The organism is Nocardiopsis camelliae, from assembly GCF_028993595.1.
In the GTDB taxonomy this organism is placed as follows: domain Bacteria; phylum Actinomycetota; class Actinomycetes; order Streptosporangiales; family Streptosporangiaceae; genus Nocardiopsis; species Nocardiopsis dassonvillei.
Window position 1 is genome coordinate 701,007 of record NZ_CP118614.1, and the last position, 20,694, is coordinate 721,700.

The 20,694-nt window shown below is 71.8% G+C and carries 24 protein-coding genes and 1 tRNA gene; 12 read left to right on the plus strand and 13 right to left on the minus strand.

Features of this window, described 5'->3' with window-relative positions:
• Window positions 1-13: 13 nt before the first annotated feature.
• Both PV789_RS03305 and PV789_RS03310 read right to left on the minus strand, forming a co-directional pair.
• Window positions 14-1,330: an extracellular solute-binding protein gene (locus PV789_RS03305; protein ID WP_274976104.1), complete on the minus strand. Its 1,317-nt coding sequence runs from the start codon at window positions 1,328-1,330 to the stop codon at window positions 14-16.
• 216 nt (window positions 1,331-1,546) lie between these two features.
• Window positions 1,547-2,599, minus strand: a complete 1,053-nt coding sequence (locus tag PV789_RS03310) for a LacI family DNA-binding transcriptional regulator (protein WP_274976105.1) — start codon at window positions 2,597-2,599, stop codon at window positions 1,547-1,549.
• Window positions 2,600-2,808: 209 nt separating this feature from the next.
• On the opposite strand from PV789_RS03310, the gene PV789_RS03315 reads away from it, so the two are divergent.
• The 3 genes from PV789_RS03315 to PV789_RS03325 all read left to right on the plus strand — a co-directional run bounded on the left by PV789_RS03315 (window position 2,809) and on the right by PV789_RS03325 (window position 6,243).
• Complete coding sequence (locus tag PV789_RS03315) at window positions 2,809-3,681, plus strand: phosphorothioated DNA-binding restriction endonuclease (RefSeq protein WP_274976106.1); 873 nt, start codon at window positions 2,809-2,811, stop codon at window positions 3,679-3,681.
• A gap of 202 nt (window positions 3,682-3,883) precedes the next feature.
• Window positions 3,884-5,560 (plus strand): ATP-binding protein, encoded by a 1,677-nt coding sequence (locus tag PV789_RS03320; protein WP_274976107.1) that lies wholly within the window; start codon window positions 3,884-3,886, stop codon window positions 5,558-5,560.
• The gene (locus PV789_RS03325) at window positions 5,557-6,243 is read left to right on the plus strand and encodes a response regulator (RefSeq protein WP_274976108.1); all 687 of its coding nucleotides are present in this window, start codon (window positions 5,557-5,559) and stop codon (window positions 6,241-6,243) included. The genes PV789_RS03320 and PV789_RS03325 overlap by 4 nt, the downstream gene beginning before the upstream one ends.
• On the opposite strand, the gene PV789_RS03330 is transcribed toward PV789_RS03325, so the two are convergent.
• Both PV789_RS03330 and PV789_RS29795 read right to left on the minus strand, forming a co-directional pair.
• Entirely contained in the window at window positions 6,225-6,671 is a 447-nt protein-coding gene (locus PV789_RS03330; RefSeq protein WP_368045813.1) for a Uma2 family endonuclease, read from the minus strand. The two genes, PV789_RS03325 and PV789_RS03330, sit on opposite strands and share 19 nt — an antisense overlap.
• Window positions 6,672-6,673: 2 nt before the next feature.
• Entirely contained in the window at window positions 6,674-6,850 is a 177-nt protein-coding gene (locus PV789_RS29795) for a hypothetical protein (RefSeq protein ID WP_368045814.1), read from the minus strand.
• A 135-nt stretch (window positions 6,851-6,985) separates the two neighbouring features.
• Here PV789_RS29795 and PV789_RS03335 point away from each other — a divergent pair, with 135 nt between their 5' ends.
• Entirely contained in the window at window positions 6,986-7,354 is a 369-nt protein-coding gene (locus PV789_RS03335; RefSeq protein ID WP_274976109.1) for a VOC family protein, read from the plus strand.
• Between the two features lie 178 nt (window positions 7,355-7,532).
• Here the strand turns inward: PV789_RS03335 and PV789_RS03340 are convergent, their stop codons facing one another.
• Both PV789_RS03340 and sigJ read right to left on the minus strand, forming a co-directional pair.
• Window positions 7,533-8,678 (minus strand): FAD-dependent oxidoreductase, encoded by a 1,146-nt coding sequence (locus tag PV789_RS03340; protein WP_274976110.1) that lies wholly within the window; start codon window positions 8,676-8,678, stop codon window positions 7,533-7,535.
• Window positions 8,679-8,682: 4 nt separating this feature from the next.
• Window positions 8,683-9,588 carry an RNA polymerase sigma factor SigJ gene (gene sigJ / locus PV789_RS03345; RefSeq protein WP_274976111.1) on the minus strand — a complete coding sequence of 302 codons (906 nt, stop codon included), beginning with the start codon at window positions 9,586-9,588 and terminating at the stop codon, window positions 8,683-8,685.
• Between the two features lie 189 nt (window positions 9,589-9,777).
• Between sigJ and PV789_RS03350 the strand changes: the two genes are divergently transcribed.
• Window positions 9,778-10,314 (plus strand): GNAT family N-acetyltransferase, encoded by a 537-nt coding sequence (locus PV789_RS03350; protein ID WP_274976112.1) that lies wholly within the window; start codon window positions 9,778-9,780, stop codon window positions 10,312-10,314.
• Between the two features lie 110 nt (window positions 10,315-10,424).
• Here PV789_RS03350 and PV789_RS03355 read toward each other — a convergent pair whose 3' ends face one another.
• The 6 genes from PV789_RS03355 to PV789_RS03380 all read right to left on the minus strand — a co-directional run bounded on the left by PV789_RS03355 (window position 10,425) and on the right by PV789_RS03380 (window position 15,641).
• The gene (locus PV789_RS03355; protein ID WP_274976113.1) at window positions 10,425-10,640 is read right to left on the minus strand and encodes a hypothetical protein; all 216 of its coding nucleotides are present in this window, start codon (window positions 10,638-10,640) and stop codon (window positions 10,425-10,427) included.
• A gap of 94 nt (window positions 10,641-10,734) precedes the next feature.
• Window positions 10,735-10,947 carry a hypothetical protein gene (locus PV789_RS03360; RefSeq protein WP_274976114.1) on the minus strand — a complete coding sequence of 71 codons (213 nt, stop codon included), beginning with the start codon at window positions 10,945-10,947 and terminating at the stop codon, window positions 10,735-10,737.
• Between the two features lie 301 nt (window positions 10,948-11,248).
• Entirely contained in the window at window positions 11,249-11,767 is a 519-nt protein-coding gene (locus PV789_RS03365; RefSeq protein ID WP_274976115.1) for a hypothetical protein, read from the minus strand.
• Window positions 11,768-11,921: 154 nt separating this feature from the next.
• Window positions 11,922-12,590, minus strand: a complete 669-nt coding sequence (locus PV789_RS03370; protein WP_274976116.1) for an SDR family oxidoreductase — start codon at window positions 12,588-12,590, stop codon at window positions 11,922-11,924.
• A 116-nt stretch (window positions 12,591-12,706) separates the two neighbouring features.
• Entirely contained in the window at window positions 12,707-13,798 is a 1,092-nt protein-coding gene (locus tag PV789_RS03375) for a 2-oxoacid:ferredoxin oxidoreductase subunit beta (protein WP_274976117.1), read from the minus strand.
• Entirely contained in the window at window positions 13,791-15,641 is a 1,851-nt protein-coding gene (locus PV789_RS03380) for a 2-oxoacid:acceptor oxidoreductase subunit alpha (RefSeq protein WP_274976118.1), read from the minus strand. The genes PV789_RS03375 and PV789_RS03380 overlap by 8 nt, the downstream gene beginning before the upstream one ends.
• Before the next feature lie 526 nt (window positions 15,642-16,167).
• On the opposite strand from PV789_RS03380, the gene PV789_RS03385 reads away from it, so the two are divergent.
• Window positions 16,168-17,031, plus strand: a complete 864-nt coding sequence (locus tag PV789_RS03385) for a M48 family metalloprotease (protein WP_274976119.1) — start codon at window positions 16,168-16,170, stop codon at window positions 17,029-17,031.
• A 131-nt stretch (window positions 17,032-17,162) separates the two neighbouring features.
• Here PV789_RS03385 and PV789_RS03390 read toward each other — a convergent pair whose 3' ends face one another.
• A complete protein-coding gene (locus tag PV789_RS03390; RefSeq protein ID WP_274976120.1) occupies window positions 17,163-17,660 on the minus strand; it encodes a YajQ family cyclic di-GMP-binding protein in 498 nt (165 codons plus the stop codon).
• Window positions 17,661-17,891: 231 nt separating this feature from the next.
• On the opposite strand from PV789_RS03390, the gene PV789_RS03395 reads away from it, so the two are divergent.
• The 6 genes from PV789_RS03395 to PV789_RS03420 all read left to right on the plus strand — a co-directional run bounded on the left by PV789_RS03395 (window position 17,892) and on the right by PV789_RS03420 (window position 20,622).
• Window positions 17,892-17,973: transfer RNA gene (locus tag PV789_RS03395), tRNA-Tyr, on the plus strand.
• Window positions 17,974-18,758: 785 nt separating this feature from the next.
• On the plus strand, window positions 18,759-19,010 hold the full coding sequence (locus PV789_RS03400) for a hypothetical protein (RefSeq protein ID WP_047870990.1): 252 nt from the start codon (window positions 18,759-18,761) through the stop codon (window positions 19,008-19,010).
• Window positions 19,011-19,066: 56 nt separating this feature from the next.
• Complete coding sequence (locus PV789_RS03405; protein ID WP_274976121.1) at window positions 19,067-19,318, plus strand: hypothetical protein; 252 nt, start codon at window positions 19,067-19,069, stop codon at window positions 19,316-19,318.
• An 11-nt stretch (window positions 19,319-19,329) separates the two neighbouring features.
• A complete protein-coding gene (locus PV789_RS03410; RefSeq protein WP_274976122.1) occupies window positions 19,330-19,593 on the plus strand; it encodes a hypothetical protein in 264 nt (87 codons plus the stop codon).
• Between the two features lie 10 nt (window positions 19,594-19,603).
• Window positions 19,604-19,930 carry a hypothetical protein gene (locus PV789_RS03415; protein WP_274976123.1) on the plus strand — a complete coding sequence of 109 codons (327 nt, stop codon included), beginning with the start codon at window positions 19,604-19,606 and terminating at the stop codon, window positions 19,928-19,930.
• Between the two features lie 137 nt (window positions 19,931-20,067).
• Window positions 20,068-20,622 carry a hypothetical protein gene (locus PV789_RS03420; RefSeq protein ID WP_274976124.1) on the plus strand — a complete coding sequence of 185 codons (555 nt, stop codon included), beginning with the start codon at window positions 20,068-20,070 and terminating at the stop codon, window positions 20,620-20,622.
• The last annotated feature ends 72 nt before the right edge of the window (window positions 20,623-20,694 follow it).

The following is a 20,694-nucleotide window of genomic DNA, read 5'->3' on the forward strand; positions in this document are numbered from 1 at the left end:
AGGGACACACTCCCTAGTTCGCGGCGTCCATCTGGGTCTCGGCCGCCTCCATGGCCTGGCGGACGTCGGCTTCGGTGACCTCGCCTCCGGTCGCCACCTGGGCGAAGAGCCCGCCGATCGCCTCGCCGAGCACCGTCTCCATCTGGCCCTCCTCCGGGATCAGCGGCATCGGCGCGGAGTGCTCGGTCAGGATCGTGCGGAAGGTCTCCATGGACTCGCTCCGCAGCTCCTCGCTGTCGTAGGCCTCGGTGGCCACGGGCAGCGTCTGGAACTCCTGGGACAGGTACACCTGCTCCTCCGGGCTGGTCAGGTGCTCGACCAGCTGCAGAGCGCCCTCCTTGTCGTCGGTGTCGTTGAAGACGCTGATGTTGATCCCGGCCGCGTGGCTCTGGATGGGCTCGCCCGGCAGCGGGTCGAGCATCGGCACCTGGGCGACCTCGTAGTCCTCGAAACCGCGGGCGGCCATGCTGGTGCGGGCGCTGCCCTGCACGATGATCATGGCCGCGCGCCCGTCGACGAAGTCGCTGATGCCCTGGGTGCCGTCGCTGAACTCGGCGCTGCTGGGGTCGACGACCTCTTCCACGGCCATCAGGTCCACCCACTGCTTGACCGCGGCGACCTGCTCGTCGGAGGAGAAGGAGGGCCCGTCCCCGCCCCACAGCTGTCCGCCCTGCTGCTGGCCGAGGATGAAGGCCATGTGGGAGTTCTGCCGCTCGTTGCCGCCCTCCAGCACGAAGCCGTACTGGTCGATCTCGCCGTCGTCGTCGGTGTCCCTGGTCAGCTCGTCCGCGGTGTCGACGAACTCGTCCCAGGTCGCGGGCGGTTCCTCGATGCCCGCCTCCTCGAACATGGTGGGGTTGTAGAACAGCGCGTAGGACAGCCCGTAGAGCGGCACCGACGTCGGCGTCTGGCCCTCGGCTCCGCCGGTGGCGAAGCTGGTGCCGACGAAGCGCCCCTCGCCGCCCACCGCCTCCAGGTCCGCCCCCTCGTAGGGCACGAAGGCGCCGGTCTCCTGGAGGCTGGCCGCCCAGGTGTTGCCGATGTTCAGCACGTCGGGGCCGTCGCCGCTGCTGACCGCGGTGAGGATGCGGTTGTACAGCTCGCTCCAGGGAATGACCTCCAGCTCGACCTCCACCCCGGTCTCCTCGGTGAAGCGGTCCAGCACGGGCTGGAGGACCTCCCGGTCCTCCTCCACGCTCGCTCCCTGGTTGCTGGCCCAGTAGGTCAGCGTCTGGTCCCCGGAATCCTCGCCGGAACCGCAGCCGGTCAGCGCGGCGGCCAGTACCAGCGCCGTCGAGGCGGACAGGAGTGCTGTGGGGGGTGTCTTCACGGCCGTCTCCGTTTCTCTGTAGGCCATGTGAGCCCGTCGTCAGCGTCGGCGGTGACGGAGCGGGCGGGTCGGACGCGCCCGTCGGTCCGTGGGCAGGAGCGTCGAGAACCGTGGGCCACGCCTGTCGCTCCGCGTGACCCGATGATCAGGTAAACCGGTTTACCTCGGCAGTGTAGGCGAGATCACAGAAAGGCAGGAGGGGCAGTTGTGGAACCGTTACAAGCAGTGCGCCGGCTGTCCGGACGACTTCCTCCGGCGGAGCTCGCCGACCAGCACGGTCGACAGCGGCGGCTCCTGGCCCTTGAGCATGTCCAGCAGGATGCGGGCCCCGACACTGCCCAGCGCGCGGTGCCTGTTGCGCACGGTCGTCAGCGGCGGCGTGACGAACGAGGCCAGGGGGATGTCGTCGAAACCGGCCACCGCCACGTCGTCGGGGACGGTCAGGCCCGCCTCCCCCAGCACGGAGTAGCCGCCTATGGCCATGAGGTCGCTGCCGTAGAAGACGGCGGTGGGGCGCTCGGCGGCGGGCCTGGCGAGGATGCGCTCCGTGGCCCGGGCCCCGCCCTCGATGGTGTAGCCGCCGTGCTCCTCCACGGGCCCCGGCTCCAGCCCGAACTCGCGCACGGCCTCCTCCCAGTGGCGCCGGCGCTGGTGTGCGTGCAGCATGTGGGGGTCGCCCTGCACGTGGGCGATGCGCTCGTGCCCCGCCTCGACGAAGCAGCGGACCAGGCCGCGGATGGCCTCCCCGGAGTCGTTGGTGACGGTGGGGAAGTCGGAGGAGCCCTCGGGCGCGCCCACCACCACGGCGGGCGCGCCCAGGCGGCGCAGCATCGCGGGACGGCCGTCGTCCGTCCGCAGGTCGGTGACCAGGAAGCCGTCGACGAAGTGGTCGTTGAACAGCCGCTCGTAGGTGGCGGCCTCGGTCCGCTCGTCGGGCACGAAGCGGATGACGGTGGCGTGCTCCTCGCCGGAGAGCACCGACTCGATACCGGACAGGAACGAGGGGAAGAACGCGTCGAAGTCGAGTATCTCGGGGGAGCGGCGCACGATCAGGCCGATGGTGCCCAGCGACTTGCCGTTGAGCGCGCGCGCTGCGTAACTCGGGCTCCAGCCCAGTTCGACCGCCGCCTGGCGGATGCGTTCCCGGGTGCTGGCGCTGGTGCCGGTACCGGTGTTCAACGCCCGGGACACGGCGCCCTTGCTCACGCCCGCCCGGCGGGCGACGTCGCTGATCGTGGGGCGCTTGCGACCCGTGTTCCCGGTTGCCATGGTGAAGATGGTAGTCCGCCGGGCCCCGGGACCCGCGCCGAAAGCGCCTGCTGCCGCGGCCGTCGAGCGTCCCGGTGCCGGGGCGTGTCCCGCGGCGCGGTGCGGCTCCGCGACCGCGCCGAACGTCCCGGTCCGCCCGGCGCACGACATCCCCGGGGAGGAGCACCTCCCGGAAGCCGCCGAAAGCCCCCGTACTAGGGTGTGGCGGTATGGACTGGACCCAGCGGCTCGGATCCGTCAAACGATGGTCCCGTGCCGGGGTCCGCGCCCCCCACAAGCCCCTCCTGCTGCTGTACGCGCTCGCGCACCACCAGCGGCACGGCAACGCGCCCATCGTCTACAGCGAGGCCGAGGCCCGGCTCGCGCGGCTCCTGCGGGAGTTCGGCCCGACGAGATCCACCCACCCCGGCTACCCCTTCCACCACCTGGAGACCGACGGGTTCTGGCGGGTCACCACGGTGGACGGCGAGGGCTCTCCGGGCTCGGGGGTGACCCTGCTGCGGGAGAAGGAGGCGCGGGGCAGGCTGGCTCCCGACCTGGACGCGGCCCTGAGCGACGACCCCGGTCTGGCCGCCCGCATCGGCCGCCGCCTGCTCGATGAGAACTTCGCCCCCTCGCTGCACGAGGGCATCATCGCCCTCACCGGACTCCGCGTGGGCCAGGGGCCGGTCCCCGCGCCGGGGGAGGGCGGCGTCCGCGACCCCCGGTTCCGGGAGACCGTGCTGACCGCCTACGAGCACCGGTGCGCGTTCTGCGGTTACGAGGGGCGACTGGACGGCGTGTCGGTCGGGCTGGAGGCCGCCCACATCCGCTGGTGGTCGTACGACGGCCCCAACGACCTGGACAACGGCCTGTGCCTGTGCCCGACGCACCACCTGCTGTTCGACCGCGGCGTCCTCGGGCTCACCGGCGAACTCACCGTCGCGGTGTCCCCGCACTTCGAGGCGCGCTCCCCCGCGGCCGAGACGGTCGTGCTCTCCCTCGCCGGACGCGACCTCGTCCGCCCGGTTCCGGGCAGTCCCGCCGTCGAACCCGCCCATGTCGCCTGGCACTCCGCGCAGGTCTTCCGCGACGCCGCCTGAGGGCCGCCATCGGCGGATCCCGCCCCCCGCGGACCCCCTCTCCGGGCGCCGCCGGACAGGCTGGAACGTGACCCGGGTCACGCGCGTGTCAGGATCGTGTTAACACCCGCGTCACGTTCGGTCGTATTGTTCGTGCAACGCCCACCTGCGCGTTCGCCCGGCCGGGGCTTCCGCGTCCCCCGCCACGGCGCCTGGAGAACACATGATCACGTACCCCGCGCGCTTTCGACTATCGCTCACCGGCTCCCTGTTCATCGGCTACGTGCTCCTGCTGGCACTGGCCCTGGCCGCCGTGGGCGCGCTGTGGGCCGTCCACATGGACCGGGCCACCGACCGCCACTACGCCGAGCGGGTCCTGAGCCTGGCCCGGTCGGTGGCCGTGATGCCCGAGGTCGTCACGGGCCTCCAGGCCGCCGACCCGGCGGCCGAACTCGCACCCCTGGCCGACCGGATCGACTCCGCCACCAGCACCGAGTTCGTGGTCATCGCCTCCCCGGAGGGGATCCGCTACTCGCACCCCGACGACGAACTCATCGGCCACACCGTGTCCACCCCGCCCGGACCCGCCGCGGAGGGACGGGAGTGGACCGGCGTGCAGGAGGGGACGCGGGGACGCACCGTGCGCGCCAAGGTCCCGGTGTTCTCCGAAGGCGGCTCGGTCAACGGCGGCGACGCGCGCGGCGAGGTGGTCGGCTACGTCTCCCTGGGCATCCTCGCCTCCAGCGCCGCCACCGAGGCCAGGGAGGCGGTCCCCGCCATACTGGGCACGGTGGCCGTGGTGCTGGTCCTGGGCGTGGCCGGTGCGTGGGCCCTCTCCCGCCAGGTCCGCACCAAGACCCACGGGCTCGAACCCGCCGACATCACCTCCCTGCTGGAGAGCCGGGAGGCCCTGCTGTACGCGGTCCGCGAGGGCGTGCTCGCCGTGGACGGCTCGGGCCGCCTCGTCCTGGCCAACCCGCCCGTCCGGGAGATGCTCGGCCTGCCCGAGGACGCCGAGGGCCGGGGCCTGGACGAACTCGGCCTGTCCGAACGCGTCCGCGACATCGTCTCCGGCGACGACCCCGGCGACGACCGCCTCCTCCTGGCGGGGCACCGCATCCTGGTCGCCAACCGGATGCCGGTCCACCTGCGCGGCCAGGACGCGGGTGCGGTCGTCACCTTCCGCGACCGCACCGAGCTGGACCGGCTCACCGGCGAGCTCGACGGCGCGCGCACGGTCACCCGCGGCCTGCGCGCCCAGACCCACGAGTTCGCCAACCGGGTGCACACCATCGCCGGAATGCTCGAACTCGGCGCCCACGAGGAGGCCCGCGCCTACCTCGCCGACCTGTCCGCCACGCACAGCCGCACCAGCGCGGACATCTCCCGGCACGTCGGCGACTCCGCGCTGGCCGCGCTGACCATCGCCAAGTCCGCGCAGGCCTCCGAGCTGGGTGTGGAACTGCGGCTGTCCCCCCTCACCAGCGTCCCCGCGCTGGACCGGGAGGTGCGCTCCGACGCGCTGCTCGTCCTCGGCAACCTGGTCGACAACGCGCTCGACGCGGTGGCCTCGACCCCGCACGGCTGGGTGGAGCTGATGGTGCGGCTGCACCGGGCCGAGGGCACCGACCTGCCCCACGACCTGCTGGAGATCCGGGTGACCGACTCCGGGCACGGTGTGGCCGACGACGTTGCGGAGGAGATCTTCCGGCTCGGGTTCACCACCAAGGCGTCCCGGGACGGCGGCACGCGCGGGCTGGGCCTGGCGCTGGTCAAGCAGGTCTGCGAGGGAAGAGGGGGAAGCGTGGAGATGGAGGCGCCCGACGCCGACGAGGGAGCGGTGTTCACCGCCTGCCTGCCCCTGGCGGGGGCCGAGGCGCCGCGGGGGGCGGCCCGATGATCCGCGTGCTGGTCGTGGACGACGACGTGCGGGTGGCGCGCAACCACCAGGAGCTGGTGGAGTCGCTGCCGGGGTTCACCGTGGCGGGGGTGGCGCACACGGCCGCCGCCGCCCTCACCCAGATCCGGGGGCACCAGCCCGACCTGGTGCTGCTCGACCTGCACCTGCCCGACGCCTCGGGGATCTCGGTGATGCGCGCCCTGCGCGCCGCCGCCACCAGCGCCGCGCCCCAGCGGACGGACTTCCTGATGATCACCGCCGTGCGCGACATCGGCCAGGTGCGCTCGGCCATGCACGGCGGGGCGGTCCACTACCTGCTCAAGCCGTTCCCGCTCAGCGTGCTGCGCGACCAGCTGGAGCGCTACGCCGTGGCGCGCCGGAGGATGGACGCCGACGGGGAGGCCACCCAGCAGGAGGTGGACCGGCTGTTCGGGCTGCTGCGCCCGGCCGGGGGCCGGTCGCTGCCCAAGGGGCTGACCGCGACCACGGTGGACCTGGTGGCGGGGGTGCTGCGGGAGGCGGAAGGGGACGTGTCGGCCTCGGAGGTGGCCGAGCGCGCCGGGGTGTCGCGGGTGACCGCGCGGCGCTACCTGGAGCACCTGTGCGCGGTCGGCCGGGCCGAGCTGCGCATGCGCTACGGCTCGACGGGCCGCCCCGAACACCTCTACCGCTGGACGCCCTGAGCCTCCTCGGGTCCGCCGCCGATGCGCCTCTTCCACGGGCCGCTCGCGACGAGCCAGTGCGGCACGAGCTTCACGGGGAAGGGGAGGTCGGTCTCGAAGACGTCGGTGCCGTCGACCTTGCGGACCGGTCGGTATCCGTCGTTCTCCAGGCGGAACTCGATGACGCTCGGCGCCCACCGGCAGGGAGTGACGATCCAGTACGAGGGGATGCCGAAGGCGGCGTACTCACGCAACTTGGCATGGTGGTCGCGGAGCACACTCTCCGCCGTGGTGACCTCGACCGCGAGCAGTGGAGGGTCCGTCGGGTAGTCCTCCAGCTCCTTGTCCGTGGAACGCACCGACACGTCGGGCGCCCGGAAGCACGTACGCCGCGCGTCCATGACGAACGACACCCGGGGGAGGGTCTCGTAGCCCTCGGGCTCGTTCATGGTCAGCTGGAAGCCCAACCGTGTCGCGGCGAAGAGTGCATGGCGGTACCGGCGTAGAAGACCTCCAGCCTGCCGTCGGCCAGTTCGTACCGCCGGCCGTCGTCCGGCAGGGGTTCCAGGTCCTCCACGGTCAGGGGACGGTCGGGCAGTGCCGGGAGGTCGTGCCACGGGTCGTGCATGGCAGCCAGTATTCTGACGCACGCTCGGTTACCGGCGGGTTTCGCGGAGAAAGTCTCGCAAGGGTGTCCGAAAACCGCCCGGACACCTGGTCTCTTACCCCCTGAAATGTCAGTGTCCCGTGTCACACTCGGCCCATGTTGGACCACCTCGGAATCCAGGTCAGCGACCCCGCGGCCAGCGCCGCCTTCTACGACGCCGTCCTCGCCCCGCTGGGCGCCCGCCGCATCCTCGACTACGGAGAGAACGTCGGCTACGGCACGTCCGGACCCGACTTCTGGATCGGACCCGCGCCCGCGTCCGGCGGGGCGCGCGAGTCGCACATCGCCTTCACCGCGCCCGACCGGGCGGCGGTGGACGCCTTCTTCGCCGCGGCCGTCGAGGCGGGCGCGGAGGTGCTCCACGAGCCGAAGGTCTGGCCGGAGTACCACGAGCACTACTACGGCGCGTTCGTCCGCGACCCGGACGGCAACAACGTCGAGGCCGTCTCGCACGCGCCCGCCTGACCGGTCCGGCCCGGAACACGCCAAGGCGCGGGCGGACGCGAACCGGTTCGCGTCCGCCCGGCCGAGCACGCCGCCGGAAACCCGGGCCACGGGAACGGCGGAGGACCCCACGGGCCTTCCGCCGCCCCGGCCGCCCCATCGGACGCCCCGCGGATCGCCCCGCCCGTCCCCCGGTCGGCTAGACGGCGCGGACGACGCGCCCGCCCGTGGCCGCCTCCGCCGCCGCGACCGCGCTGTTGAGCGACACCTCGCCCAGGAGGCCGGGCGCCGCCACCGCGTCACCCGCCAGGTAGACGCCGTCGCCCCGGTCCACGGCCGGGCGGTCCCGCCACGTGTACCCCGGCAGGTCCAGCGCGCCCGTGCGCCCGCGTGCCACCTGGTCGCGCCGCCACGTCACCCGCTCCCGCCACCCCGGCAGGGACAGGTCCAGGAACCGCTCCAGCCGCTCGGTGACCCGCGCCCGGGACTCGCCCGGCCGCACCGGCAGCTGCGCCTGGACCAGCTCCTCGCCCCCGGGGGCGAGCGTGCGGTCCACCAGCGAGTAGCGCTCCAGGAAGCCGCACTCGTCGGCGTCGAAGACGATGAAGGGGTCCCGGCCGCGCCGCAGCCCCAGGTCCACCATGAGGGCGTGCCCGCTCTCCCACTCCAGCGAGTCGTCGCCGAGCAGCGCACGGGCCGAGGCCAGCGATGTCGCGACGATGACCGGGGTGCCCGGGAGCGCGTCCACCCGCTCGCCGGTCCCCACGCGCACCCCCATCTCCCGGGCCCGTCCGGCCAACTTCTCCACCAGCGAGGACCAGCCGCCGACCAGGTACTTCGGTGAGGGCCAGCCGGGGTCGGTGACCCGCAGGAACCGCTCCCAGACGAACGCGGCCGACAACCGCGACGGGTCGGAGTCGAACAGCGCCACGCCCATCATGTTCGCGGCCACGCGCGCGGGCTCCGCGCCGAGCGCCTCCCGCGCCCACGAACCGAAGTCCCGGTCGTGCGGCGCGCGCAGCCGCCGCCGCGCGGCGGCCCGGAGCAGGGAGACCGGCGGCGCTCCCACACGCCCCCGGTCGCGCACGCGCACCCGGGGCACGGCGCGCGCGGGGAAGGGCAGGTACGGCGGGAGCAGGTCGCGCCCGGCCAGCCACGCGAACAGCGGGCCGTCGCCGTAGAGCACGTGCGGCCCCTCGTTGGCGGTGTACGGCGGTTCGGTGGAGCGCGCCCGCCCGCCCAGGGTCCGGTGCGCCTCCAACAGGGTGACGTTCGCGCCCCTCTCGGCGCTGGCGACGGCCGCGGTCAGTCCGGCGAGCCCACCGCCCACAACGGTGATGTCCATACCGCTAGGACGGTTCGGGCGACCGCAGACGTGACATCTTGTCGGGGTTGGCCACCAGGTACACGTGCCGCACACGGCCCTCGGCGATGTCCAGGGACAGCAGCGCGACCACCCTGTCCCCGACGGAGACGACCGCCGCCGGACCGCCGTTGACCTCGGTGACCGCCGAACTCAGCTCCTCCGCGCCGTCCAGGCCCGCGGAGACGAGGAAGCGCTCCGCGTTGCGCGGCCGCGCCAGCACGGACAGGAACCGGCCGACCTTCGCCGCGCCCTCCAGGATCCGATGGGGCGCCCTGGTCCGGCCGCCGCTGTCGCTGACCAGCGTGACGTCATCGGCCAGCAGACCGGTCAGCCCCTCCAGGTCGCCCTCCAGACAGGCTCCCAGGAAGCGCTCGGTGATCCGCCGCCGCACGGCCCGATCGGCCTCGAACCGGGGGCGCCTGTCGCGTACGTGGTCGCGCGCCCGCCGGGCGAGCTGGCGGGTGGCGGCCTCCTCCCGGCTGATCACCGCGCCGATCTCGGCATAGGGCATCTGGAAGGCCTCGCGCAGCACGAAGACGGCGCGCTCCAGCGGGCTGAGCGTCTCCAGGACCACCAGCAGCGCGAACTCCACCGAGTCCGCGAGTTCGGCCTGCTCGGCCCCGCCGGGGATGTCGCTGACCGGCTCGGGCAGCCAGTCGCCCACGTAGGACTCCCGCCGGGACCGGGCGCTGCGCAGCCGGTCGATGGCCAGCCGGGAGGTGACGGTGACCAGGTAGGCGCGCGGGTCCTCCACTGCGGCCGGGTCGACGGAGGACCAGCGCAGCCAGGCCTCCTGGACGGCGTCCTCCGCGTCGGAGGCGCTGCCGAGGATGCGGTAGGCGACACCGGTCAGCAGGGGGCGGTGCTCTTCGAAGACGTCGGTGGTCATGGAAGGCAGACGTACCAGCTCCGGCCGTACGTGACATCCTCCGGGCGCGGAACGGACCCTCCCTCCCGGCGGGCGGGGCGGCCGGGCCGGCGCGGGGAGGTTTCGCGGGCACACCCTCCCCGAGGGCGCGGAGGAGCGGTGGTTGTAGCGTGGCGCGGTCAGAGCGCGCAAGAGGAGGAGGCAGCGGCCGTGTACCGACTGCGTGAGTGGGAGCCGGGGGACGCCGACCGGGTGCTGGAGGCCTTCGCCGAGCCGGAGCTGGCCTGGCAGTCGCCCGAGGTCCCCCGCACCCCGGAACTGGCCGCCGCGTGGATCGACCGGCAGCGCGTCCGTGCGGAGGAGGGCGCGGCCTTCGGTTTCGCGGTCGTCGGGGACGACGGGCCGGTGCTGGGACACGTCCAGGTCACCGTGACCAGCAGAGCCCACGACACCGGCTGGGTGTCCTACTGGACCCTGGCCGAGGCGCGGGGCCGGGGCGTGGCCACGGCCGGGACGCTGCTGGTGAGCGAGTACGCCTTCGCCGAGGCGGGCCTGTTCCGGCTGGAGCTGGGGCACCGGCTGAACAACCCGGGGTCGTGCCTGGTGGCCCGCCGGTCCGGGTTCCGTCCCGAGGGGATCGAACGGGGCAAGCTGCGCTACGGCGCGGAGCGCTTCGACACTGGCGCGCACGCCCGGCTGGTCACCGATCCGGTGGAGGGCGTCGATCCGCGGCCCTGCGCTTCCTGAGCACCGCGTCCACGCCCCGGACACAGGAACGCGGGGCGCGGCGTGCGCCGTGCCCCGCGTCCACCCCCACAGAAGGTCGTACGCAAGAGGTTCGTCGGGTCGACAGGTTGTTAGTCCTCGACGGAGATGCCGGAGGTGCTGTCGCCGGAGAGCACGTTGCAGTCGCCGCCCAGCTCGACGCCGTCGAAGGCCAGCACGTCGGCGCAGATCGGCACGGTGACGTTCTGGATCTCGGCGTTGTTGTCGGCGGCGGCGGTGCCGGACATGGCGCCCAGGGCGAGGCCGGTGGCGAGGATGAGGCCGGAGACGGAGGCGAAGCGCTTCATGGTGTTGGTCCTTTTCGGTTCGTGGTGTGATCGTTGGTGCTGACGGGACCCGCAGGTTCCGCGGTGAGGAGCCGGGCGCGAGGGCGGGCCGGTCCTAGTCCTCGACCGAGATGCCGCTCGTGGAGTCCCAGTTGACGACGTTGCAGTCGCTGCCGCTGAAGCCGGAGGCCGCGAGGACGTCCAGGCAGACCGGGATCGTGATGTTCTGGATCTCGGCGTTGTTGTCCGCGGCGGCGGTCCCGGTGAAGGCACCGAACGCGAGGCCGGTGGCGAGGACGAATCCGGAAACCTTGGCAATACGGGACATGCTTCTTACCTTTCGGAAGTTCAAAACAGGGTGGCTGCATCCGCCGGAATTAACTTAGCGTAGTCACGGACGTGCTCGGAGTACTTTCAGGGAAGAATCCAGAGTTTCCCTGGAGTTTCTTCGGCTTCGGGGTAGACATGCCGGACATATCGCCGCTTCGCCAGGTGAAGGTTTTACCCAACCGAAAGCAGGGCCAGCGGCGATGTCCGTCGAATGCATCGGAACCCGTATTTGTCCGACATCGGGCGTAGGAAAAGGGTCCGCACGGCTGACCGTGCGGACCCTTTTCCCGGCTGCGGGACTACCAGCCCTGCTGCTGCCCGTAACCCGGGTACTGCTGCCCGTACCCGGGCTGCTGGCCGTACCCCGGCTGCTGCCCGTACCCGGGGTACTGCTGCTGGTCGTAGCCCGGGTACTGCTGCTGCTGGCCGTAGCCGGGCTGCTGGCCGTACCCCGCGTACGGGTCCTGCGGCTGCGCGCCCGTCGGCGGGTGCGGGTAGGCGTGCTGCTGGCCCGAGGGCTCCTGATGGTGCTGCGGCTCGGCCTTGGCGGCGTCGTCCTTCTTGCCGTCGGGGTCCGGACGGAAGATGAACAGGCGGGCGGGCTTGTCACCCTCGTCGCCCGGGGTGATCAGGTCCAGCCGCCACCCGGCCTCCTCGATCCCCTCCAGGATGCGCGTCAGCCCGGGGCGCAGCTTGCTGGAGGCCTCGTCGTAGGCGTTCACCTCCAACTGGATGATGAACATCCGGCGCTTCTGCTGCGCGGCGACCTTGGCGTGCTCGACGACCGTGCTGTCCCTCACGACCTGCGTGACGCTCATGAATAACCGTACCCATCTGCTCTGCGTGGAGCTTGCCGTACTCGTCGGGCTGACACCCGGTCATCCGCGTCCACCGTGGCGGGACTCCGCCGGGCTCCGCAACCATCATGCCCCCTGGAGGAGCATCTGGCCACAGAGAGCCGGAGGCACCCCCTCAGGAGGAGGCGGCAGCGGCGCGCACGGCCTCGGCGACGGGTGTCTCCCCGTTCACCAGGTTGAGAACCCTGCCGACCGTTCCCGGTTCGTCCAGAAGGGCGACGATCACCGAGGCCACGTCGTCACGGGACACCGTGGCGCGCTCGACCTCCCCGCCCAGCTCCACCCGGCCGGTGCCCGGGTCGTCGGTCAGCCCGCCCGGGCGCAGGATCGTCCAGTCCAGCTCCAGGTCGCGCTCGCGCAGGTCGGCGTCGGCGGCCCGCTTGGCCTCCACGTACGCCGCCCACACGTCGTCCGTGCCCTCCGGCACGGGTTCGTCCACGCCGATGGCCGACACCTGGACCAGGCGGCGCGCGCCCGCCAGGGAGGCCGCGTCGGCGGTCAGCACGGCGGCCTTGTGGTCGACGGTCGCCTTGCGGGCGGCGCCGCTGCCCGGGCCCGCGCCCGCGGCGAACACGACGGCGTCCGCGTTCATGAGCTTCTCCGCCAGCTCGGTGACGGTGGCCTTCTCCAGGTCGATCACGACCGGTTCGGCACCGGCGTCGCGGACGTCCTGGGCGTGGTCGGGGTTGCGGATGAGGGAGACGGGCTCATCACCTCGGTCGGCCAGCTGCCTGGCCAGCCGCAGCGCGATCTTCCCGTGTCCTCCGGCGATGACGATACGCATGGGGCAGAGCGTACGCCCCCGCTGCGCGGTCGGCGGGCCAGCGTCCCTGTCCGCCGTGTCACACCCGGCCGCCGGATGCGCCCGGGCCCCGCACCCGGCGGGGCCCGGGCACGGCCCTACTCCACCCTCCAGGTGTCCCCGCTGGCCAGCAGGGCGGCCAGCTCGCCGTCGCCGCGCTCGGCCCGCGCGTCGGCCACCTGCTCGTTCACCAGCTCGTCGTAGGCCGGGCGGCGCACGTCCCGCAGCACCCCGATCGGCACGTGCTCGAACGCGGGCTGGTCCAGGCGCGACAGCGCGAACGCGTACCCCGGGTCCTCCCGGTGCGCGTCGTGCCGCAGCAGCCGGTCCTCTCCCACCGAGTCCACGTCCACGACCTCCAGGCCGCCGAACCCCCCGGCAACCACGCCCCGGTCCGGGCCCAGCCGCAGCGGCTCGCCGTGCTCCAGGCGCAGCAGCCGCACGTCCCGCGCCGCCGGGTCCTTCAGCGGCTCGAACGCGTCGTCGTTGAAGATCGGGCAGTTCTGGTAGATCTCCACGAACGACGCGCCGGGGTGGTCGGCCGCCGCCCGCAGCACCGACGTGAGGTGCTTGCGGTCGGAGTCGATCGTGCGGGCCACGAACGTGGCCTCCGCGCCCAGCGCCAGCGACAGCGGGTTGAACGGGTGGTCCAGCGACCCCACCGGCGAGGACTTGGTGATCTTGCCCGGCTCGGAGGTGGGGGAGTACTGGCCCTTGGTCAGCCCGTAGATCCGGTTGTTGAACAGCAGGATGTTGATGTTGACGTTGCGGCGCAGCGCGTGGACGAGGTGGTTGCCGCCGATGGACAGCCCGTCGCCGTCACCGGTCACCACCCACACCGACAGGTCCGGGCGGCTCGTGGCCAGCCCGGTCGCGATCGCCGGGGCGCGCCCGTGGATCGAGTGCATACCGTACGTGCTCAGGTAGTACGGGAACCGCGAGGAGCAGCCGATGCCCGACACCATCACCACGTTCTCGCGCGGCACGCCCAGCTCGGGCAGGAAGGACTGGAAGGCGGCCAGGATCGCGTAGTCGCCGCAGCCCGGGCACCAGCGCACCTCCTGGTCGGACTTGAAGTCCTTCATCCTGTACTCGGTGTCGGTCCTGGGCACCAGGCGCAGCCCGCCCAGGGCCTCCGGGGCCCCGTGGACGTGGCCGTTCGCGCCGGCACCCGTCACGTTCTCAGTCACGGTCGATGACCTCCTGAAGCACGCCCGCGAGCTCCTCGGCCTTGAAGGGCAGGCCGCGGACCTTGTTGTAGCCGATGACGTCGACCAGGTACCTGCCGCGCAGCAGCAGGGACAGCTGGCCCAGGTTGATCTCGGGGACCACCACCCGCTCGTACCGGTGGAGCACCGTGCCGAGGTTGGCCGGGAACGGGTTGAGGTGGCGCAGGTGCGCCTGGGCCACCCGGCCGCCCGCGCGGCGCACGCGGCGCACCGCCGCGGTGATCGACCCGTACGTGCCGCCCCAGCCCAGGACCAGCACGTCCGCCTCCCCGCCGGGGTCGTCCACCGCCAGCTCGGGGACGTCGCGGGCGATCGCGTCGATCTTGGCCTGGCGCGTGCGCACCATCAGGTCGTGGTTGGCCGGCGTGTACGAGATGTCGCCGCTCTGCGCGTGCTTCTCGATACCGCCGATCCGGTGCTCCAGCCCCGCCGTGCCCGGCACCGCCCACGGGCGGGCCAGCGTCTCCTCGTCGCGCAGGTAGGGCAGGAAGGTCCCGCCCGGCCCGTTGGGCCCGGTCGCGAACGCCGGGTCGATCCGCGGCAGCTCCGAGACCTCCGGCAGCCGCCACGGCTCCGAACCGTTGGCCAGGTACCCGTCGGAGAGCACCACCACCGGCGTGCGGTAGCGCACCGCGATCCGCACGGCCTCCAGCGCCGCGTCGAAGCAGTCCGCGGGGGAGGCGGGCGCCACCACGGGCACCGGCGACTCGCCGTTGCGCCCGTACAGCGCCATGAGCAGGTCGGTCTGCTCGGTCTTGGTGGGCATGCCGGTGCTCGGACCGGCCCGCTGCACGTCCACGATGACCAGCGGCAGCTCGGTCATCACCGCCAGCCCCACCGTCTCCTGCTTGAGCACCATGCCCGGACCCGAGGTGGTGGTCACGCCCAGGGAGCCGCCGAAGGCCGCGCCCAGGGCGGCGCCCACGCCGGAGATCTCGTCCTCGGCCTGGAACGTGCGCACCCCGAACCGCTTGTGCCGCGACAGCTCGTGCAGGATGTCCGACGCCGGGGTGATCGGGTACGAGCCCAGGAACAGGGGCAGCCCCGACCGCTCGGACCCGGCGATCAGCCCGTAGGCGGTGGCCAGGTTGCCGGTGATGTTGCGGTAGGTGCCCGCCGGGAGCCGCGCGGGCTTGATCTCGTAGGAGACCGCGAAGTCCTCGGTGGTCTCGCCGAAGTTCCACCCCGCCTGGAACGCGGTCAGGTTCGCGGCCAGGATGTCGGGCTTGGCGGCGAACTTCGACTTCAGGAACGAGGTCGTCCCCTCCGTCGGCCGGTTGTACATCCACGACAGCAGGCCCAGGGCGAACATGTTCTTGGCCCGCTGCGCGTCCTTCTTGGAGATGTCGGCGCCGGAGAGCGCCTCCACCGTCATGGAGGTCAGCGGCACCGCGCTCACCTTGAACCCGTCCAGCGTCCCGTCCGTCAGCGGGTCGGCCGTGTACCCGACCTTGGCCAGGCTGCGCTTGGTGAACTCGTCGGTGTTGACGATCACGGTGGCGCCCCGGGGCAGGTCGCCCAGGTTGGCCTTGAGGGCCGCGGGGTTCATCGCCACCAGCACGTCCGGTGCGTCCCCCGGGGTCATGATGTCGTGGTCGGCGAAGTGCAGCTGGAAGCTGGACACCCCGGGCAGGGTTCCGGCGGGAGCGCGGATCTCCGCGGGGAAGTTCGGCAGCGTGGACAGGTCGTTGCCGAACGACGCCGTCTCCTGTGTGAAGCGGTCACCGGTCAGCTGCATGCCGTCGCCGGAGTCCCCGGCGAAGCGGATGATGACGCGGTCGAGCTGTTCGATCTGTTTGGCCACTGAGATCGACGACCTCCTTGGTGAGCCGCCGGTCGTGACGGGCGGCGGCGCTCGGGTGTCGCCCCCGACCGGACCGCACCGTCGCGGGCCGGGTGCCTGGTTCGGGGACGTGGGGACAGCGTTCGCGGCCCTCGCGATCGCCGGATGCGCCAACCCGGTCTCGCGCGGTGCGGCCGCGCCGCGACGGCCGGGTCGTGAAGGGGCCAGCCTTCAACGACACGGCCGCCCGCGCGCCGGACCGAGGGGGTGGAGTCCCGACGGCCTGGTACGCGCAGTGATGAGGGCCACGTTCGCACTATAAGTCGTCGGGGGCGCCGAGACCGCGGGCGGGTGGCCATTGTCACACGGAGGGGATTCGGAGGGGTGTGGCCGTGGACGAAGGTGCGGGTGGTGCGGGGGAGACAGCAGGTGAGAGGGAGATCAGTGATGCCTCGGACGTTCGTCCCGTAACGGGAACGCGAAGCGGCGACCCGCACGTTTGCCACCATGTACGCATTCATCGTCGGCTGAGCGAGGAGGTGGTGGCGTGCACGCCAGCGTGGCCCGCGCGGCCGGTCTGTTCGTCGGCGCCGCGGTGCTCGTCGTCCTCGTCGGCTGGCTGTGCGGAGCGGAGAAGGGCGTCCAGTTCTCGGTGGCCCTGGTGCTGTGCGCCGGGGTCCTGGTCTACCTCTTCGGGGAGTCCTTGGCGCTGCGCGCGATGCGTGCGCGGCCGGTGAGCGAGATCGAGCGCCCCGAGCTGTACCGGATCGTCCGCGAGCTGGCCACGGCCGCCCGGCAGCCGATGCCCCGCCTCTACCTGTCGCCGGTGCGCTCGCCCAACGCCTTCGCCACCGGCAGCAGCCCGCGCCGCGCCTCCCTGTGCTGCACCACGGGGCTGCTGCGCACGCTGGACGAGCGCGAGCTGCGCGGCGTGATCGCCCACGAGCTGGCGCACATCCGGGCCAACGACACGCTGATCAGCTCGGTGGCCGCCACCCTGACCGCGGTGATCACGGCGACGACCGCCATCGCCCTCCTGGTCCCGCTGGGGGACTCCGAGGAGAGCGACATGCCCACCCTGCTGGGCGGCCTGATGACGGTGCTGCTGGCGCCGCTCGCGGCCATGGTCGTCTACTGCGGGGTGGGGCGCCGGCGCGAGTTCCGGGCCGACGAGCAGGCCGCGCGGCTGACCGGCGACCCGCTAGCGCTGGCCGACGCCCTGCGCAAGCTGGAGGTGGGCGCGCTCCGGTACCCGCTGCCCCGGGAGCGCAGCCTGCTGGCCTCGGCGCACCTGATGACCACCAACCCGTTCCCGAACGGTGTGGGCCGCCTGTTCGCCGCGCACCCGCCGACGGCGGAGCGCGTCCGGCGCCTGCGGGAGCTGCGCCGCAGCTGGGACCTGGGCCACTGAGGCCGTCCCGGCGGACCCGCGGGGCGGCCCCGACCGCGCCGGTGCGGTGGGACGGCGACGGCCGCCCTCCCCCTCGGGGACGGGCGGCCGTCGTGTCCTCGCCGTCGGCTACGCCTGCCGGTCCGCCACCGCTAGCGGTAGTTGACGAACTGGAGCGCCAGGTCGAAGTCCTTCTCCTTGATGAGGTTCTGGACGTTCTGGAGGTCGTCCTTCTTCTTGGAGCTGACGCGCAGCTCGTCGCCCTGGATCTGGGCCTTGACGCCCTTGGGGCCCTCGTCGCGGATCAGCTTGGAGATCTTCTTGGCGTCCTCGGAGGTGATGCCCTCCTTGAGGCCGACGGGAAGGCGGTACTCCTTGCCCGAGAGCCGGGGCTCGTCGGCGGGGTCCAGGATCTTCAGGGAGAGCTTGCGCTTGACCAGCTTCTCCTTGAAGACGTCCAGGGCGGCGTTGACCCGCTCCTCAGAGTTGCCCCGGACCTCGACCCCTTCCTCGCCCTGCCAGGCGATGGTGGTCCCGGTGCCCTTGAAGTCGAACCGCTGGGCCAGCTCCTTGGCGGTCTGGTTCAGCGCGTTGTCGACCTCCTGACGGTCGAGTTTGGACACGACGTCGAAACTGGATTCGGCGGCCACGTTCGCTCACACCCCGCTAGGTCTTCATGGGTCGCGGGCGCCCGTGGACGCCCGCGTGGGTTCTCGTCGGCGCGCGGTTACCCCGCGCGGACGGTCCTCAGAGCTTAGCCGCGCGCCGATCGGACGCCCGACGTGCCCGGTCGGGGCGCGCCCGAACAACCGATTTCAGGTTCGGGCGGATCATCCGCTATTCTCGGTGATGCGCCGCGACGAACACGTCGCCGCAGCCCAGGCAGGTTGCCCGAGCGGCCAATGGGAGCGGACTGTAAATCCGTCGGCTTAGCCTTCCAAGGTTCGAATCCTTGACCTGCCACACTGGGGAAACGCCCCGGTGACCAGCACGAACACTGGTCACCGGGGCGTTTCGCGTTCCCGGTCCCTCACGGCTGTTCACGGAACAGTCCCGGAACGCTCTCAGGCCGCGATTCCGGGTGTGCCGCCGCTCACCCGGGTAACCCGCTCGTCCCCGTGCCCGTCCCGGCACCCGCGCGGCCGTCGTCCGCCGGGGCCGTCCGGGTTCCTCGCGCGGTGCCCCTGGCGCGCCTCCGTCCCGACGCGGGCGCGTCGCCCCACAGTGGGGGAGACGCGGGTCACATTCCCGTCGCTCCTCCGGTGCTCGGAGGGCGTTCCGGGCCCCGTGCGGTGCTGTTTTCCGGATTCGGCCGATCGCGGATCCATCGCGTTCGGGACACGGGCGGATAACGCGGATGTTCGCTCTCCCGTCAGGGGCGTCGCGAGCGCGCCTCGCGCCCGGGTGGGCGCTGACCTGCGGTTTCGCTGTCGGTCTCGGAGGGCTGGCGCGGGGAGCCCGTCCCGTCTGCGCGGATGGCGGGTGGTGTGTCCGCTTCGCCGGTCTGGATCCGTCTTGGCACGGCGTCGGCCCTTTGGGCGTGTCGAGCGGAAAGAAAGCCAATGTGGCCATTCGCGGTCAGTACGAAAAGAATGGTCGCGACAATCTGGACAAAATGCTTCGCGAGTTTCGGCGTTGACAAAAACCGGGGGCCGGATGATGATTGCCCCAGTCCACCGCGACACAGGTGCAACAAGCGCCTGAGTCTTTTTCTGTCAATACCTCGTAACCGATTCTCGGGGGAAGTCATGTTCAAGAAGATGGCCGCTGCTGGCCTGGTCGCCGGTGCCGCGATGGGCGCGCTCCTCATGGGAGCCCCGGCTCACGCCAGTGGTTCGCACGGTGGTGACCAGCAGTTCAACCAGAACCTCCAGCTGGTCCCGATCCAGTCCTGCAACCTGGAGGCCAGCGTCGGCCTCGTTGCGGTGAACATCCCGATCCTGTCGCCGCAGACCACGGGCGACTGCACCAACGGCCCCGTCGGCACCAACATCAGCTAGTTCCGGCAATACGTCTGCACAAGACGCTATCTCAAACTTTCTCGAAGGGTAATTCAATGCTGCGTAAGCTCGGTATTGCCGGCCTCGTCGCTGGTGCCGCATTCGGTGTCGTCCTCGCCGGTTCCCCGGCCTCCGCCAGCGGCTCGCACGGCGGCGACCAGCAGTACAACCAGAACCTGCAGGCCATCCCGGTCTCGCTGTGCAACACCGAGGCCGTCGTCGGCCTGGTCGCGGTGAACATCCCCGTCCTGTCGCCGCAGACCACGGGTGACTGCACCAACGGTCCCGTCAGCACCAACATCGACTAGGAGGTCCCGACATGCTGCGCAAGCTCACCACGGCCACTGCCGTCGCCGGGATCGCCCTGGGCGCCATCCTGGCCGCCTCGCCCGCCTCCGCGGGTGCCGCGCACGGTTCGCACGGCGGCGACCAGCAGTACAACCAGAACCTCCAGCTGGTTCCGGTCCAGCTCTGCAACACCGAGCTGGTCGTCGGCCTCCTGGCCGGCGTCAACGTGCCGGTCCTGTCGCCGCAGACCACGGGTGACTGCATCAACGGCCCGGTCAGCACCAACATCGATTAGGGGACGGCCCATGCTGCGCAAGTTCACGGCGGCCACCGCCATCGCCGGTGTCGCCCTGGGCGCGCTGCTCGCCTCCTCGCCCGTGTTCGCCAGCTCCCACGGCGGCGGCCAGCAGTTCAACCAGAACCTCCAGTTGGTTCCGGTCCAGATCTGCAACGCCGAACTGTCCGTGGGAGTGGCCGGGGTCAACGTGCCCATCCTGTCGCCACAGACGACGGGTGACTGCATCAACGGCCCCGCCACCACCAACGTCCAGCACGACAGCTCCGAGAGCCACGACAGCGGCGACTCGGAGGGTCACAAGGACGAGGGTGAGAACGGGCGCGACGGGTACTAGCCACCTTCGGGTGGCGGGGTCCCCGATCCCGCAGTGACGGAAAACGCGAGTGGTTCGTCGAGGCCCTCCGGCAGCCTGCCGGAGGGCCTTGTCGCAGGTAGGACATCCGAGGGAACCGACGTGGGGGGAGATGCCTGATGAGGCGCACGGTCCTGACGGGAGCGGTACTGCTGTTGGCCGCCACCGGCTGCGGGGAGCAGTTGAGCGTGCCGGACCCTCCCGCGGCCACGAGTGCTCCGGAGACGGAGCAGAGCCCGCAGGGGGAGACCGCCGGACCGCAGGAGCAGGCCAGTCCGCGGGAGACGCAGCCCACTCCGCAGGAGGACAGCAACCAGAGCAGCGGGACCTTCGTCCTCAACCGGTACGGGAACGAGAACGGGTTCGACGACCAGACCCCCACCGAGTACGTGGCCACGGAGTTCACCACCTTCACCGACATGGAGTGGGGCACGTGGGCGGACGAGGTCGCGCGCGGCGAGGGAGGGGTCAAGGGGACCTGGTGCATGCAGGAGGGGTGCCAGGACGACCCCTACGAGGTCGAGGTCGAGCTGGGCGACCCGGTGGACGTCGACGGCACCATGTACTTCTCCACGTACACGATCACCGACTTCGGCGAGGAGATGTCGGAGGAGATGATCGGGACGCTGCAGGAGGTCGACAGAGGAACCCTGACGCTGCCCGCATCCGAGTGATCCGGACCGGGCGCCGGGAACAGGCCGCCGCGTCCGGTGGAGGTGAGCTTCGCCTCCCTCCGCAGAATCATG